The sequence below is a fragment of the Duganella kummerowiae genome (assembly GCF_053572355.1).
This window is the reverse complement of record NZ_JBKFEH010000007.1, coordinates 251373-267090: the sequence shown is the minus strand read 5'-3', so window position 1 is coordinate 267090 and position 15718 is coordinate 251373. Positions and strand designations below refer to the sequence as shown.

Genomic DNA, 15718 nt, shown 5'->3' with positions numbered 1-15718 from the left:
CATCTTAATACGTATTATAACAAGCTCATACCACCCGAGATATGGCCAGCCCATGCAACCGCAGCAGATACCGCGCCTGTCAGTCGACAGTATCAGTTTCAGCCACCCCGGCGGACACACCGTGTTCCGCGATTTCTCGTTCCAGGCCGCGCCCGGTGAATTCGTCGCGCTGCTGGGGCCCTCCGGCTGCGGCAAGTCCACCCTGCTCAACCTGCTTGCCGGCTTCCACGCGCCCAGCCGTGGCACGGTGCGGGTCGACGGCGTGGCCGTGGCGCCGGAAATGCCGCAACTGGGCTACGTGTTCCAGTCGCCGCACCTGTTCCCCTGGCTGAGCGCCCTGGAAAACGTGCGCTTCGGCCTGCGCATGGCGGGCGCCGCCGATACCCGGTCGCAGCGCGAACGCGCCCTGCACTACCTGGACCTGGTCGGCATGGCGCATGCCGCCGCCCGGCTGCCGCACGAACTGTCGGGCGGCATGCAGCAGCGCGTGGCGATCGCGCGCGCCCTGGCGATGGAGCCGGGCGTGCTGCTGATGGATGAACCGTTTTCCGCGCTGGACGCCATCACCCGCGCCGCGCTCAATGAAGAACTGCTGCGCATCTGGTCCACGCTGGGACAGACCATCGTCTTCATCACCCACGACATCGACGAAGCCGTGTTCCTGGCCGACCGCGTCATCGTGCTGGGCGCCGCCCCCGCCGGGGTGCTGGCTGAGGTGGACATCGCCCTGCCGCGTCCGCGCGGCTACCACCAGGCCCGCAAGCTGCCGCGCTTTGCCGAATACGCCAGCGGCCTGATGGACCAGATCACGCTCGCCACCACCACCTGAACCGGAAAGACCTATCATGAAACGAGCAACCCTTGCCCTGCTGCGCCTGGCCGCAGCCGCCATCCTCGCGCTGCCCGCCAGCGCCCATGCCGACACCCCTGCCCTGCGCATAGGCTGGGTGTACGCCATGGCCAACGCGCCGGCCCTGATCGCCGACAAGAAGGGCTACTACAGCGAGGAAGGCCTGAAGGTGGAACTCAAGTCTTTCGGCGACGGCCCGGTGGTGCAGCAGGCCCTGTCGGCCGGCGAGCTGGACATGGCCTACATCGGCGCGGTGCCGGTGTTCCAGTGGTATGCGCGCGGACTGCAAAGCCGCATCCTGGCCAAGGTCAATTATGGCCAGGCCGCGCTGATCGCCGGCAGCGCCGCACCGGTCAAGTCGCTGGCCGATTTGCGCGGCAGGAAGGTGGCCGGGGTGGCGCGCGGCAGCGGCATGGATGTGCTGCTGCGCGGCGCCATCCTGCGCGACATCGGCAAGCTGGATGCGGAGCGCGACCTGCAAGTGGTCAATATGCCGGTCGGGAACATGAATGCGGCGCTGGAGCGCGGCGTGACCGACGCTGCCTTCAGCTGGGAGCCGTTCGTCTCCGAAGCCCTGCTGCGCGGCAGCGCGCGCCTGGTGCTGGATGTGAACCAGCATATCCCGCGCTATCCGTGGTACGTGCTGATGGCCGTGCCGCGCACCCTGGCTGGCCGCCCGGACGACGTGGTGAAAGTGCTGCGCGCCCACCGCAAGGCGATCCGCTTCCTCAACGAACACCCGGACGACGCCGACCGCATCATCGCCGACGCCTTCAACATCGCGGCCATCAAGACCGCCGACGGCAAGAGCATCGCGCCGGAAGCCGTGGTGCGCGAAGCGCGCAAGCGCCTGGGCTGGTCGGACCAGATCGCGCCGTCCGACCTGCAATTCATCCAGCGCCAGATGAATGACGCCCAGGCGCTGGGCTACCTGAACCGGCCGCTCAAGGCCAGCGAAGTGGTCGACCTGTCGTGGCAGCAGCGCGCGGCGCAGGGGCAGCCGCAAGCCGGCGGGCGCCGCCCATGAAGCCGGCCGCGCTGCAATCCGGCTGGAGCTGGGCCGCCCTGCCCTTCCTGTTGCTGGCCTGGACTGTGGTGGCCAGCCGCTTCCCATCCTACATCCTGCCGCCGCCGTGGGAAGTGGCGGCCGAAGGCTGGCGCTGGCTGGCCGGCGGACGCCTGTGGCAGCACCTCGGCGCCAGCCTGTTCGAGGAAGTGCTGGGCTTTGGCGCCGCCGTCATCGTGGCCGCGATATTGGGCGTGGCCAGCGGCCTGAGCACCGGTTTCCGCGATTTCGCCACGCCGCTCAACAACCTGTTCATGTCCATCCCGCCGGTGGCCTGGGCGCCGCTGACCATGATCGTGTTCGGCCTGGGCGCCCCGGCCATCATTGCCGTGATCTTCATCGCCGCCGTGTTCCCGATGGCGCTGACCTTGCAGACCGGGGTGCAGGGCATACGCCAGGGCGAGGTGCGCGCGGCCCGCATCCTGGGCGCCAGCCGCGCGCAGCTGCTGGCCCACGTCTACCTGCCGGCATCGTTGCCGGCCCTGACCACCGCGCTGCGGGTCGGCTTCAGCCAGGCCTGGCGCGCGCTGGTCGCGGCCGAAATGATAGGCGCCTCGCGCGGCATAGGCTGGATGGTGTCCATGGGCGGCCAGACCGGCAACAGCAGCCAGGTCCTGTTCGGCATCACCCTGATCGGCGCCTTTGCCTGGCTGGCCGAGCATTTCATCTTCCGCCGCCTGGAAAACCATTACCGCGCCTGGCGCCACATCTGACCTTTTTATCTGAATTTCCTCCAACCTCAACATGAACACCATTTCAGCACAATACGCCGCCCTGCGCGAAAAGCTGGGCCCCCACCACGCGCCGCAAGGCCTGTACGAACAAAACAAGGCGCTGCCGTTCGCGGGCCGGGTCAGCTGCAATGTCACCCGGCTGGAAACCGGCAGCTGGAACGAGATCGTTCTCGATTACGAAGTCGGCGCGGGCGGGCTGGCCGACGGCGGCTGGTTCAAGGCCACCTTCAAGTTCTATTCCGACTGGGCGCTGTTCCAGACCAGCGATCCGGCCGCCGCCAACTACCTCTCGGCCGAGTACCAGGCCGGCAGGCTGGCGCCTGGCCAGAGTCCGGCCACGGTGCAGTCGCTGAGTGTGCGCTTCGACCAGAAGGGCCACGAGCGTCCATTCCAGAAAGCCATCATCGTCGACGTGGTGGACGGCTACCTGAACGCGGGCGACCACATCATCATCCGCATCGGCGACCGCCGTGGCGGCGGGCCGGGCACGCGGGTGCAGACCTTCGTGGAGGATAACTTCCGCTTCCGCTGCTACGTCGACCCCCTCGGCACCTCGCGCTTCATTGCCGTGCCGGGCGACGTGGTGATCGACATGGCGGCCGGCGCCCCGGCCCGGCTGCTGCTCAGCGCACCGCGCTACGCCCGCCCGGGTAGCGCGCTGCCGCTGCGCATCACGGCGCAGGACCGCTGGGGCAATGTGTCGCAAGACCGTCCCGGCGACGTCCTGCTGAGCGCCTGGCAGGGCGAGGAACAAGTCTACGAACGCCGCCATGCCCTGCCCGCCACCGGCTGGGCCAGCATAGGCGTGGACGACCTGCCCGCGCGCGAGGGCGAACTGCGCATCGTGGCCAGCCTGCCGGACCAGCGCGGCGTGCCCGCGGCCGAGGGGTACATCAACATCGGCGCCCACTATCCCGCGCCGCGCTCCTACTTCGCCGACCTGCACGTGCACGCCGGCGACACCGTGGGCACCAACAGCCCGGCCTACAACGCCGCCTATGCGCGCGACATTGGCGGCATCGACGTGCTGGGCTACACCGCCAACGACTTCCAGATCACCGACGCCAACTGGCAGCTGGGGGTGGACACGGTGGAGCAATTCAACCAGCCGGGCCGCTTCGTCTGTTATCCGGTGCAGGAATGGTGCGGCAGCTCGACGGCGGGCGGCGACCATAACGTGGTGTTCCTGGGCGACCAGGCGCCCGGCTTCCCCTATAACCGCAAGGGCGAACATAACCGCACCTTCGTCTGGAACGAGGACATGAAAGGCAGCTCGGTCGAATTGGGCCGCTGGCCGGTGGAAGAACTGTGGGGCGCCTACGTGGACGAGGCCGACGACCACCTGATCATGCCGCATGTGGGCGGACGGCGCTACATTCCGGACTGGCATCATCCGGAACTGGAGCGGCTGGTGGAGATCGCGTCCAGCTGGGGCCATTTCGGCTGGCTGTACCAGGATGTGATCGCGCGCGGCTACAAGATGGGCGTGGCGGCCAGCGGCGACGAGCACCGTGGCCGTCCGGGCGGCGGGCCGCCGGGCACGCAGGTGTTCGGGGTCCATGGCGGGCTGACCGGCGTGATCGCGCAACAGCTGGACCGCCGCACCATAGGCCGCGCCCTGCGCGCGCGCCACACCTGGGCCACCACCGGCGAACACACGGCGCTGCTGGTGCGCAGCGGCGCTCACATCCAGGGCGACGAATTCACGCAGCATGGTCCGGCCACGCTGGAGTACGAACTGCTGGGCGACGCCGGCTGGGAGGAAATCTCAGCCTACGACCACAGCGGCTTGATCTGGCAGCGCAAGCTGCACCAGGAACTCGGCTATTCCGAGCGCCTGATCCGGCTGCGCTGGGGCGGCGCGCGCGTGCCGGACCGCTACCGCTGGGCCTCGTGGCGCGGCCGCATCACCATCCTGAACGGCACCATCAACCGCTACTCCTCGCACGGCTTCGAGCACGCCGAGGAGGTCAGCTGGCGCGACGGCCCGACCGGCATCGGCTTCCGCAGCGACACCTATGGCGACGCCGACAGCGTCGAGATCGACGTCAGCAACCTGCGGCACGCCACCATCCTGGTCGAGGGCACCATCGACAGCTACGTGAAAGTCGGCGATCCGCTCAAGCGCAATCCCTACGTGCACGCGCCGGAATTCAGCTGGAAGATCAGCGGCCAGCAGCTGCTGGACGAAGGCGGTGTGCGGCTGGAGCTGGGCGGCACCGAGCTGTTCCTGGCGCTGGAACGGCTGACCGAACGGCCGCTGCCGGTATCGCTGTCGGGCAGCCTGCAGGTGGCGCCGGACAACGCTCCCTTCGGCCACCGCCCGGTCTACCTGCACGCCCGCCAGCGCAACGACAGCAAGATATGGTCGTCGGCGATGTTCATCCGGTTCGCATAAGGTGATCCTGGAAGGGGGCGTCCAGTACGCTGGGCGCGAAGGCCATGGACGTGGCGCCATGGCGTATCGCCCAGCGCATTGCGCCGCGCCTATTCGCGCTCGGGCACCGGAACGTTGAAGCCGTTGAGCGTGGTCGACACCAGCGCATACAGCCCAACCAGGTAGATCAACTCATTGGTCCCCTTCTGGCCGAAGGTGGCCACGGCCAGCCGGTACAAGGGTTCCGGCAGCGTGCCGCCCCGGCACAGGGCGTAGCTGAAGTCGAAGGCGGCATTTTCCTGCGCCGACAAATCGGTGGGCTTGAGCCCCGCCACCAGCGCCGCCAGGCGCTCGGCCGGCATGCCCTCCTTCTCGGCCACGGCGACGTGCGCGTACAGCTCGTACGCCGCGTTATAGCGGGCGCCCACCACCAGGATGGCGATCTGGCGCACATTATCGGGCAGGGCCGCGTTGGCCGTCATGGCCAGGGTCAGGTCCCAGATCGCCTTGCCTATGCCCGGCTCGTGCAGCCAGGGATTCCAGGGGCCCATCAGTGCCCCATCCTCGCGTTCGACCTTGAACGCGTTGAAATTGCCCGCTATGCCCTTGCGCATATCGTCGTACAGGGATTTCTGTTCAGCCGTGAGTTCGCCGGGGGGTATCAGTGGTAGCCGCATATGTCCTCGCATGGATGGGATGAATGGCGAGGCGAGCCATCGGGTGCCGGGACCCTGTCTCGCCCCGGTCCCATTCTGGCAGCTTACGGATGAGCTTGGCGTCCAGTTGGCTAGTCCGGAACGCAGATCAGCGCGCGAAAGCGCCCATCCCGGCCAGCGGACTGCCCTTGCGCGGGCGCAGGTTGGGGATTTCCGGCAGGCTGCCGTCGGCCTGGCGCGGCGCATCCCAGCCCTGGTCCGAAACGCGCTCAAAATCCGCCTCGGTCACGGCGGCCGGCAGGTCCCAGGCGTTGGACGCCGAATCAGCGCCATCGATCTTCAGCCTGGACCTGGGCTGCAGCGCGATATTGTTGCGCAGCGTGCCAAGGTTGACCGGCGCGCCATCGGGCGCTATGCCCAGCATGTTGAAGTCGGTCCCGTTGTGGAAGGCCGTGTTGTTGTAGAAATCGATGGTCAGCGGGTGGTGGTTGGCATAGAAGCCGTTGACCTTGTTATCGAAGGCCACCGAGTAGCGCACGATGTGCTTGACGGCGTTACCCGCATACTTGCCGCCATAGCCGCCGGCCTTGATGCCGTTACCATTGCCGGCCGGGAGCGGGTCGTGGGTGCCGGGCAGGTAGCCGTGCTGCCAGGCCCACGAGTATTCGATGGTCACCGGCGTATAGGCGTTGATCAGGTCGAAGCCGTCGTCGGTATTGGCCCAGGCGCGGCAGCCACGGAACACGTTGCCGGGCTGGTTGGCGCGGATGTGGGCGCCGAAGCCGTCCGCGCTCTGCCCGGCGCCATTGGAGGTGTAGGGATCGTAGTTATGGTGCGAGTCCGAGTTCAGCACCAGGTTGTAGCTGCCATCCTTGATGAACAGCCCGGGCCCCATGTTGTGGTGCAGGTCCAGCAATTCGAAGATATTGTGGCTGCCGCTGTTCCATACGCCCCAGGATTCGTGGTTGAGGCGGTTCTCCGGCTGCTGCGGGGCGCCCGTCACTTCCAGGCCTTTCAGGTGCAGCCAGCTGGCGGTCACGTTGAAGCCCTTGACGCGGCAATCGTTTTTCATCTCATGGAAATCGAACCTGGGCTTTTCGCCCGGATAAGCCCAATAGCGTATGGGCTGGCCCTCGGCGCCGCTCTTGTTCAGGTCCACGCCGCTGACCACGGCCGTGTGGCTGGCGCACTCCGAGGTGGCCTGGGCGATGTTATAGCTGCCGCCGCGCAGGTAGACCGTGTCGCCAGGCGCGGCGGCCTGCTGGGCGCGGACTATGGATTTCCAGGGGGCCGCCATGGTGCCGGCGGCGCTGTCGTCGCCGTTGGGAGCGACGTAGTAGGTGGCGGCTCGGGCGGCGCCGCCGCAGGCCAGCACGATGGCCAGCAGGTGCTTCAGGTGGGACATGGTCGGATCGAGGGCATGGTGGACCGCGAAATTCTAGATGAGCGCCCAGGCGCCCGGCCTGGCGCCGTCCGAATAATCACGGCCTTGAGCGAAACGGCCTGCGATTGTCAAGGCAGTGAGAATTTTCCGTCCAGGCCGCACACGCGGGGCCGGGCGCGGCATCATGCAGGATTCAACCTGCCACTCCAGCTATGCGCCACCAATTGCTGCTGCGCCTGTGCGCCCTGCTCTATCTGCTATCCGTGCAACTTTACACCAACACTGCCTGGGCCGTCGTGCTGCGCCCTGTCGGCCTGCAGGCCGAGGGGCGGCAGCAAGCAGAGGGCGTGGACAACCCCCATCCCCTGCTGGACTGGCGCCTGGCCGCCAGCGGCCAGCGCGACGTGCGGCAGAGCGCCTACCGCATCCTGGTGGCCAGCTCGCCCGCCAGGCTGGCCAGCGGCGCCGGCGACCTGTGGGACAGCGGCAAGGTGAGCTCCGGCCAGACCCGCCAGATCGCATACCGTGGCAAGCCGCTGCGCTCGTCGCAGGCCGTGTACTGGAAAGTGCGCAGCTGGGACCAGGCAGGCCAGGCCGGCGCCTGGAGCGAACCTGCGCAGTGGGCCATGGGGGTCCTGGACCCGCAGGACTGGCGCGGCGCGGCCTGGATAGGCTACGGCGACGGCATGGCGCAATCGGCCCTGCTGCGCAAGGACTTCACGGCAAGCGCGGGACTGCTGCGCGCCACCGCCCACGTCAGCGGCCTGGGCCTGTACGAGCTGCGCGCCAACGGCGCCCAGGCCGGCGACGCCATGCTCACGCCCGGCTGGACCCATTACGGCAAGACCGTGCTGTACGACAGCCATGACCTGACCGGGCTGCTGCACACCGGCGCCAACACCATCGCGCTGGTGCTGGGCAACGGCATGTACAGCGTGGAGAAGACGCCGGCGCGCTACAACAAGTTCCACAGCCCGGCGCAGCCTCAGAAAGCCATCCTGCTGCTGCAGCTGGACTACCGCGACGGCCACTCCGAATGGGTGGTCAGCGACGGCAGCTGGCAGGCCGGCCCGTCGCCCATCACCTATTCCAACGTCTATGGCGGCGAAGACATCGATGCGCGCCGCGTGCAGGCAGGATGGGATGCCCCCGGCTTTGCGGCGGCGGGCTGGGAGCCGGCCAGGCTGGCCGCAGCGCCCGCCGGACGCCTGCGCGGCCTGTCGGCGGCCGCCCTGCCGATCCGCCTGCACGAGAACCTGGCGCCGCAGCGTCAGCAATGGCTGCAGCCCGGACTGGGCGTGATCGACCTGGGGCAGAACGCCGCCCTGCTGCCGGCTATCGCCGTACGCGGCCGGGCCGGCGACAAGGTGCGCATCACCGGCTCCGAGCTGCTCAAGCCCGATGGCGCCATCAACGACACCATGACCGGCGGCCGCGCCTACTGGGAATACACGCTGGCGGGCACCGGCGAGGAACACTGGCGGCCGACCTTTTTCTATCGCGGCGCGCGCTACCTGCAGGTGGAGCTGATCCCGGCCAGGCCGGGCGGCGAGCTGCCGCAGCTGCTGTCGGTACAGGGCCGGGTGCTGCACGCCGACGCGCCCGCCGTGGGCAGCTTCCGCAGCTCCAGCGAGCTGTATAACCGCATCAGCGCAGCAACATGATGAGCATCCTGACCGATTGCCCGCACCGCGAGAAACTCGGCTGGCTGGAGCAGAACTACCTGAACGGTCCGGCGCTGCGCTACAACTTCAGGGTGGACGCCATCCTGGCGAAAAACATGAACGATATCGCCGATGCCCAGCAGGAGACCGGCATGGTGCCCAATATCGCGCCCGAATACGTGGCCTTCCCCATGCAGCTGCCCACCCAGTTCCGTGAATCGGCCGAATGGGGCAGCGCCTACATCCAGGTGCCATGGCAGCAGTACCTGTACGCCGGCGACCTGGGGCCGGCCAGGGCCCACTACGCCGGCATGGCGCGCTACGTGGATTACCTGCAGTCCAGGCTGACGCCGCAGGGCCTGCTGCACATCCCCGGCGCGCTGGGAGACTGGTACGATATCGGCCCCAAAAAACCTGGCCCCGCGCAGCTGACCAGCACCGACCTCACCGCCACCGCCATCTATCACGACGACCTGGCGATCATGGAGCGGCTGGCCAGCCTGCTCGGCAAACCGGAGGACGCCAGGCGCTACGGCGCCATGGCGGCGCGCGTGCGCGCCAGTTTCAACCAGGCCTACCTGCGCCCGGAAGGCGGCTATGAGGCGGCTTCGCAGACGGCCAACGCGATGGCGCTGTCGCTGGGACTGGCGCCGGACAGCGCGCAAGCCGCGACGCTGGCGGCACTGGTGGCCGACGTCCAGGCGCGTGGCCTGACGGCGGGCGACATAGGCTACCGCTATCTGCTGCGCGCCCTGGCCGACGGCGGCCGCTCCGATATCGTCCACGCCATCACCAGCCAGAGCGAACGCCCGGGCTACGGCTACCAGCTGGCCCAGGGCGCCACCAGCCTGGCGGAAGCCTGGAACGCCGAGGCCCGCTCCTCGCAAAACCACTTCATGCTGGGCCAGATCAACGAATGGTTCTTCCACGACCTGGCCGGCATACAGCCAGACAGCCGCGCGCCCGGCTTCAAGCACATCGTGATCCGTCCGGCGCTGGTGGCCGGCCTCGATGCCGTGGAAGCCAGCTACGACTCCCCCCATGGCGTCATCCAGTCCGCCTGGCGGCGTACCGCGGACCGGGTGCTGCTGGAGGTGGAGATCCCGCCCAACACCACGGCCACCATCATCCTGCCCGCCGCCACGGCCGGCGCCATCACCGAATCCGGCCTGCCGCTGGACCGCGCGCCGCAGGTGCGCCTGGATGGCTGGCGCGATGGCATGGCCACGCTGGCCGTACCGTCCGGACGCTATCGTTTCGCCGTCACGCAGCCAGCCATGTAGAAGTGGATTGCGGACGGACGATATTCATTGCACAATATTGTTCATGCGCCCTGCCTCCCCTCTCCGCCATGCGGCCCTGCTCCTCACGCTGGGCCTGTCCCCGCTGGCGGGCGCCGGGGAGGCGCCGCCGGTGCAGTCTTACCAGCCCGGCTACTTCAGCCAGTTCCAGGCCGGGACCGCGATGGATATGGTGACCCGCCTGCCCGGCTTCGTATTCGACGGCGGCAACGCCTCGCGCGGGGTGGCCGGCAATGTCTTCATCAACGGCAAGCGCCCGGCTTCCAGGACCGAATCCCTGGGCGACGCGCTGGGCCGCATTCCGGCCGCCGCCGTCCTGCGCATCGATGTGATCAATGGCGGCGCCGGCGGCCTGGACATGCAGGGCCATGCCACCGTGGCCAATATCGTGCTGCAGGAAATGGACCTGGTGTCGGCCTCCGCCACCGCTTCCAGCTACCTGATGGCGGACGGCCGGCTTCAGCCCGGCCTGGAGGGCAACTACAGCCTCAAACGCGGCGACAAGAGCGTCAACCTGGGCCTGGGATGGACTGCCTCGCCCGACACCGGGCAGGCGCGCGGCCACCGCAGCACCCATTACACCGGCAACAGCACGCCGGCCGAGGTGGACATCGCGGCCCGGGGCGGCTCCGAACGCAAGACCGTCAAGCTCAATGCGGGACAGGACCTGCTGGACGGCCAGTTGAGCGCGAACGCCTCCTACAGCCCCTGGGCCTACCAGTCGCAGGCGCGCTACGATGGCGGTGTCCCCTCCCTGAACAGCAATGACAACAGCGGCCACAACCGCGAACTCGGGTTGTCGTACTCGCGCGACCTGGCGCCCGGCGCCAGCCTGGACTTGCGGGCGCTGTACCGCAGCGCCGACAGCAGCGCGGAGGCGGTCGCCACCTCGGGCGGCAACACCACGGCAACGGTGACCACGGCCAGCGCCGAGGAGCAGCTGGTTGCGGGACAACTGAGCTGGCAAGTCCTGGATGGCGTCGTGATACGCGGCGGGCTGGAACATGCGCTCAACACCAACGACAGCAGCAGCACCTGGCAGCCCGGCGCCGGCGCGCCCGCCACGCCCAGCGGCGCCGCCTGGGTGCAGGAATCGCGCCTGGAAGCGCAGCTGTCGTCCGCGTGGCAGGTGGACAGCGCGAGCGCCGAAGCGGGACTGAAACTGGAGCACTCCAGCCTGAGCGCGGGGGCCGACCAGCCGGAGGGCCGGGCCTATGTCTATCCCAAGCCGCGGCTGCGCCTGGCGCTCTCGCCTTCGCCCGCGCTGCAGCTGCGCCTGCGCATGGAGCGCGAAATCAGCCAGCTCAACCTCGGCGACGCCGCCGCCTACTTCAGCACCGACAGAGCCGTGCGCGCCGGCCACCCGGACCTGCTGCCGGCCAGGACCTGGCTGTGCGAAGGCGCGCTCGAATACCGCTTCCTGAAACGCGGCTCGGCGGTGCTCAGCTACACCCAGTCGCACATCAGCGATGTGATCGACCGCATGCCCATCCGCACCGCCTCCGCCACTTACGACGCGGCCGGGAATATCGGTGACGCCGACGCCGGCAATGTCACCGGCGCGCTCAACCTGCCCACTGACAGCTGGGCCCTGCCGCTGGGCCTGCTCAAGCTCTCGACCACCTGGCGCACCTCCTCGGTCACCGATCCCACCACGCTGGAGACGCGCCGGCTGTCGGGCGAGCAGGCGCTGGCCTGGCGGGTCGAGTTCTCGCAGGACTTGCCGCGCCAGAAGGCGGCGTGGGGATTTTCAGTCGATAACGGCTGGAGCAACGAGAGCTGGCCCGTGGCCGAGCGCGACACCAGCAGCGGCAGCGGCTGGGCCCGCGCCTACATCAACTACCGGCCCGAGTCCAGGCTGACGGTGACGCTGGAACTGAACAACCTGGCCAGCCGCGTGATCAGCTACGACCGCCTGCATTCGTCCGGCGACCGCCTGGCCGGCGGCGTGGACTTCATCGAACACAACCTCACCCGCACCCAGCCGTTTGCCATGCTGCGGCTGCGCCGCGACTGGTAACTCTCCCGGCCGCGCCACACACTGATCAGATAGTTGATTGAAATATCAATCACTGGCCAGCAGAACGGCGTTACACTCAGTTCATAATTTATTAAAAACTTATGAGACACCGGCGCTTCAGCCGGGTTAGGAAACCATTTCATGAAGTTGTCGATTTTCGCCGCCTGCGCCTGCATGGCCGGCAACGCGCTGGCGGCCGATTTCAACGTGCGCGACTATGGCGCCAGGGGCGACGGCGTCACCACCAATACCGCCGCCATCCAGCAAGCCATCGACGCGGCGGCCAGGGAAGCCGGCACGGTGGTGTTCCCGGCCGGGACCTACCTGACTGGCTCGATTTTCGTCAAATCCGGCGTCACCCTCAAGCTGGACAAGGGCGTGACTTTGCTCGGCTCGCGCAATATAGACGATTATCCCATGATGCCGACCCGCATCGCCGGCATCGAGATGCGCTGGCCGGCCGCGCTGGTCAACGTCTACCGTCAGAGCCAGGCCGCCATCGTCGGCGAAGGCACCATCGACGGCGACGGCAAGGTGTACTGGGACCACTACTGGGCGCTGCGCAAGCAGTACGAGCCGCGCGGCCTGCGCTGGGCCTCGGACTACGATGCGCGCCGCCCGCGCCTGCTGCAGGTATTCGATTCCACCGGCGTCAAGGTCGGCGGCGGCCTGCTGCTGCGCCGCTCCGGCTTCTGGACCGTGCATGTGTGCTACTCCCAGGATGTGGCGGTGGACGGGGTCAGGATAGACAACAATGAGGAAGGCCACGGCCCCTCCACCGATGGCATCGACATCGATTCCTCGCGCAAGGTGCTGGTGGCGAACGCCGACATCGCCGTCAACGATGACGCCGTGGTGCTCAAGGCCGGCCGCGACGCCGACGGCCTGCGCGTCAACCGCCCCACCGAGGATGTGGTCATCCGCGACGTCAAGGTGCGCTTTTCCAAGGGCGGCATCGTGTTCGGCAGCGAGACTTCGGGGGGCTTCCGCAACATCGAGGCCTACCGCCTGGCCTTCGACGAGAAAACCCCGGTCGGCATCCTGTTCAAGTCGGCCCACACGCGCGGCGGCTGGGGCGAAAACATCCGCCTGCACGACATCACCATGAGCGGCACGCCGGTGGTCATGCGCATCAACATGAACTGGAACCCGGCCTACAGCTACGCCAGCATCCCGGCCGGGACCAAGGACGTGCCGGAACACTGGAAGGTAATGGCGACCATGGTGCCCAGGGAACAGGGCATCGCCCACTTCCGCGACGTGAAAGTCTGGAACGTCAAGGCTACCGGCGCCAGAACCGCCTTCGAAGTCGCCGCCTACCCCGACGCGCCGCTGCAACGCTTCCAGTTCGACGGCCTCGATATCGAAGCCAAAAGCGGCGGCTACATTCGCGACGCCCAGGATTGGCGCTTCACCAATACCACGCTGCGCCTGCCTGCGGACGCGCCGGTTGAAGTGGGCCCGGCCAGCAGCGTGAGCGGCCTGCCCGCCGCCACCGTCCCCACCCGCACACCGGAGAATAAAGGATGATGCATCCACGTTGCTTCCTGTTCTGCCTCGTATCGTTGCTGCCGGCCGCCCACGGCGCGGACCAGATAGACCGCCAGGCCCTGGTCGCGCGCCACAACCCGCAGCTGCGCGCCTTCGATCCCATGTCGCCGCTCAGCGTGGGCAACGGACGCTTCGCCTACACGGCCGACGTCACCGGCCTGCAAACCCTGCCCGCGCTGTATCACGGCCAAGGCACGCCGATCGAAACCCAGGCGCGCTGGTCCTGGCACGAAGACGCCAACCCCAACCATTACCAGCTGTCCGACGCCAACCGCGATTACACGGCCTGGGGCCGCACGGTCGGCTATCCGACCAACACCAAAACCCCGGCCGGCCAGTGGCTGCGCGAGAATCCGCATATCCAGCCGCTGCCGCAAATCGGCTTCGTGCTGGCTGGCGCCGGCGCCAGGCCGCTGACAGCCGCCGACCTCGCCGCCATCGACCAGCGCCTGGACATGTGGCGCGGCCGCCTGGACAGCCGCGTGCAGCTGCTCGGCCAGCCGGTCAGCGTCAGCAGCGCCGTCAGTCCGGACAGCGACACGCTGGCCCTGCGCATCCGCTCGCCCCTGCTGGCCAGCGGCCGCATCGCGGTGCGTATCGCCCTGCCCTACGGCTACAAGATGGGCGACCACCACAACCCACCGCTGGACTGGTCCCACCCCGAGGCGCACCAGACCCGGGTGCTGGCGCAAGGCGGCCAGTCGCTGCTGGTGGAGCACAGCCGCGATGCGGCGCGCTACGCCATGGCGCTATCGAGCCCGGCGGCGCTCAGCATCGCCCATCCCGAAACCCACGTATTCGAGATCACCCCGGAGTCCGGCGACACCCTGGAACTGGCCATTTCCTTCGCCCGCGACGGCAGTCCCAAGCCAGCCGACGCCAGGACCGTGTTCGAGGCCAGCGCAGCGCACTGGGAGCGTTTCTGGCGCAGCGGCGCCGCCGTCGACTTCAGCGGCAGCAAGGACCCGCGCGCGCCTGAGCTGGAGCGGCGCGTGGTGCTGTCCCAGTACCTGACCGCGATCCAGCTGGGCGATGAATTGCCGGCCTCGGAGAGCGGCCTCACCACCTCGACCTGGTACGGCAAGCACCATACCGAGATGGTGTGGTGGCACACCGCCCATTTCGCCCTGTGGGGCCGTCCCGAATTCCTGGCGCGCACGCTGGAATGGTACCAGCGCACCCTGCCGGTGGCGCGCGCGGTGGCGGCCAGCCGTGGCCTGCAGGGCGCGCGCTGGATGAAGATGACCGGTCCCGGCGGACGCGAAAGCCCGGGCGGCAATCCGCTCATCGTGTGGAACCAACCGCACGCCATCCACCTGGCCGAACTGCTGTACCGCGCCAATCCAACCCGCGCGACGCTGGAGAAGTACCGTGAACTGGTGTTCGATACCGCGCAGGGCATGGCCTCCATGCTGCACTGGGAAGACCAGGGCCAGCGCTATGTGCTCGGTCCGCCGCTGTGGATCGCGCAGGAAATCTACGACCAGTCCAGCAGCATGAACCCGACCTATGAGCTGAGCTACTGGGCGCGCGGCCTGGAAATCGCCCAGCGATGGCGCGAACGCCTGGGCCTGGTGCGCGACGCCGACTGGGAACAGCGCCGTACCCACCTCTCGGCCCTGCCGCAAAAGGATGGCCGCTACGTGGCGCTGGAATCGCATCCCGACACCTGGGACAACATCGATTCCCGCCACGACCATCCCTCCTTCCTGATGGCGCTGGGCCAGTTGCCGGGCGACGGCGTTGACCGCGAGACCATGCGCCGCACCCTGCAGGCCGTGCTGTCCAGCTGGGACTGGAAAACCAAGATCTGGGGCTGGGACTACCCGATGATCGCCATGACGGCGGCGCGCCTGGACGAACCGCAGCTGGCGCTCGGCGTGCTGCTCAAGTCCGATGGTCCCAACAACGGCTACACCGTGGCCGGCCACAACCCCAACACCAAATTGCAGGTCTACCTGCCCGGCAACGGCGCCCTGCTGGCCGCCGTCGCCATGATGGCGGGCGGCTGGGATGGCGCGCCGGAGCGCCCGGCGCCGGGCTTCCCCGCCGACGGCAGCTGGACCGTGCGCGCCGAAGGCTTCCAGAAGCTGCCCTGACATCATCACCACCAGA

At 68.0% G+C, this 15718-nt stretch carries 11 protein-coding genes; 9 read left to right on the top strand and 2 right to left on the bottom strand.

All coding sequences use genetic code 11. From position 1 onward, the window contains the following. Positions 1–52 precede the first annotated feature (52 nt). From ACLB1G_RS06765 to ACLB1G_RS06750, 4 genes are read left to right on the top strand one after another with little or no spacing between them, the layout of a single operon-like run. Positions 53–829 carry an ABC transporter ATP-binding protein gene (locus ACLB1G_RS06765; protein WP_491626432.1) on the top strand — a complete coding sequence of 259 codons (777 nt, stop codon included), beginning with the start codon at positions 53–55 and terminating at the stop codon, positions 827–829. A 16-nt stretch (positions 830–845) separates the two neighbouring features. Then, complete coding sequence (locus tag ACLB1G_RS06760; RefSeq protein ID WP_491626431.1) at positions 846–1877, top strand: ABC transporter substrate-binding protein; 1032 nt, start codon at positions 846–848, stop codon at positions 1875–1877. Further along, positions 1874–2629, top strand: a complete 756-nt coding sequence (locus tag ACLB1G_RS06755; protein WP_491626430.1) for an ABC transporter permease — start codon at positions 1874–1876, stop codon at positions 2627–2629. Before ACLB1G_RS06760 ends, ACLB1G_RS06755 begins: the two co-directional genes overlap by 4 nt. A 31-nt stretch (positions 2630–2660) precedes the next feature. Then, positions 2661–5048: a hypothetical protein gene (locus tag ACLB1G_RS06750; protein ID WP_491626429.1), complete on the top strand. Its 2388-nt coding sequence runs from the start codon at positions 2661–2663 to the stop codon at positions 5046–5048. 89 nt (positions 5049–5137) lie between these two features. Here ACLB1G_RS06750 and ACLB1G_RS06745 read toward each other — a convergent pair whose 3' ends face one another. Next, positions 5138–5704, bottom strand: a complete 567-nt coding sequence (locus ACLB1G_RS06745) for a carboxymuconolactone decarboxylase family protein (RefSeq protein ID WP_491626428.1) — start codon at positions 5702–5704, stop codon at positions 5138–5140. 127 nt (positions 5705–5831) lie between these two features. Further along, positions 5832–7088, bottom strand: a complete 1257-nt coding sequence (locus tag ACLB1G_RS06740) for a right-handed parallel beta-helix repeat-containing protein (RefSeq protein WP_491626427.1) — start codon at positions 7086–7088, stop codon at positions 5832–5834. Positions 7089–7279: 191 nt separating this feature from the next. On the opposite strand from ACLB1G_RS06740, the gene ACLB1G_RS06735 reads away from it, so the two are divergent. The 5 genes from ACLB1G_RS06735 (at position 7280) to ACLB1G_RS06715 (ending at position 15702) form a co-directional block, all read left to right on the top strand. Then, positions 7280–8731 (top strand): family 78 glycoside hydrolase catalytic domain, encoded by a 1452-nt coding sequence (locus ACLB1G_RS06735; protein ID WP_491626426.1) that lies wholly within the window; start codon positions 7280–7282, stop codon positions 8729–8731. Continuing rightward, positions 8728–10014, top strand: a complete 1287-nt coding sequence (locus tag ACLB1G_RS06730; RefSeq protein ID WP_491626425.1) for an alpha-L-rhamnosidase-related protein — start codon at positions 8728–8730, stop codon at positions 10012–10014. The genes ACLB1G_RS06735 and ACLB1G_RS06730 overlap by 4 nt, the downstream gene beginning before the upstream one ends. Positions 10015–10057: 43 nt before the next feature. Next, entirely contained in the window at positions 10058–12052 is a 1995-nt protein-coding gene (locus tag ACLB1G_RS06725) for a TonB-dependent receptor plug domain-containing protein (protein WP_491626424.1), read from the top strand. 141 nt (positions 12053–12193) lie between these two features. After that, a complete protein-coding gene (locus ACLB1G_RS06720) occupies positions 12194–13582 on the top strand; it encodes a glycoside hydrolase family 28 protein (RefSeq protein WP_491626423.1) in 1389 nt (462 codons plus the stop codon). After that, entirely contained in the window at positions 13579–15702 is a 2124-nt protein-coding gene (locus ACLB1G_RS06715) for a hypothetical protein (protein WP_491626422.1), read from the top strand. The genes ACLB1G_RS06720 and ACLB1G_RS06715 overlap by 4 nt, the downstream gene beginning before the upstream one ends. Positions 15703–15718 lie beyond the last annotated feature (16 nt).

Excerpts from the sequence above, each read along its gene's own strand:
- ACLB1G_RS06765 (WP_491626432.1), top strand. The coding sequence starts at position 53 with ATGCAACCGCAGCAGATACCGCGCCTGTCAGTCGACAGTATCAGTTTC.
- ACLB1G_RS06760 (WP_491626431.1), top strand. The coding sequence starts at position 846 with ATGAAACGAGCAACCCTTGCCCTGCTGCGCCTGGCCGCAGCCGCCATC.
- ACLB1G_RS06755 (WP_491626430.1), top strand. The coding sequence starts at position 1,874 with ATGAAGCCGGCCGCGCTGCAATCCGGCTGGAGCTGGGCCGCCCTGCCC.
- ACLB1G_RS06750 (WP_491626429.1), top strand. The coding sequence starts at position 2,661 with ATGAACACCATTTCAGCACAATACGCCGCCCTGCGCGAAAAGCTGGGC.
- ACLB1G_RS06745 (WP_491626428.1), bottom strand. The coding sequence starts at position 5,704 with ATGCGGCTACCACTGATACCCCCCGGCGAACTCACGGCTGAACAGAAA.
- ACLB1G_RS06740 (WP_491626427.1), bottom strand. The coding sequence starts at position 7,088 with ATGTCCCACCTGAAGCACCTGCTGGCCATCGTGCTGGCCTGCGGCGGC.
- ACLB1G_RS06735 (WP_491626426.1), top strand. The coding sequence starts at position 7,280 with ATGCGCCACCAATTGCTGCTGCGCCTGTGCGCCCTGCTCTATCTGCTA.
- ACLB1G_RS06730 (WP_491626425.1), top strand. The coding sequence starts at position 8,728 with ATGATGAGCATCCTGACCGATTGCCCGCACCGCGAGAAACTCGGCTGG.
- ACLB1G_RS06725 (WP_491626424.1), top strand. The coding sequence starts at position 10,058 with ATGCGCCCTGCCTCCCCTCTCCGCCATGCGGCCCTGCTCCTCACGCTG.
- ACLB1G_RS06720 (WP_491626423.1), top strand. The coding sequence starts at position 12,194 with ATGAAGTTGTCGATTTTCGCCGCCTGCGCCTGCATGGCCGGCAACGCG.
- ACLB1G_RS06715 (WP_491626422.1), top strand. The coding sequence starts at position 13,579 with ATGATGCATCCACGTTGCTTCCTGTTCTGCCTCGTATCGTTGCTGCCG.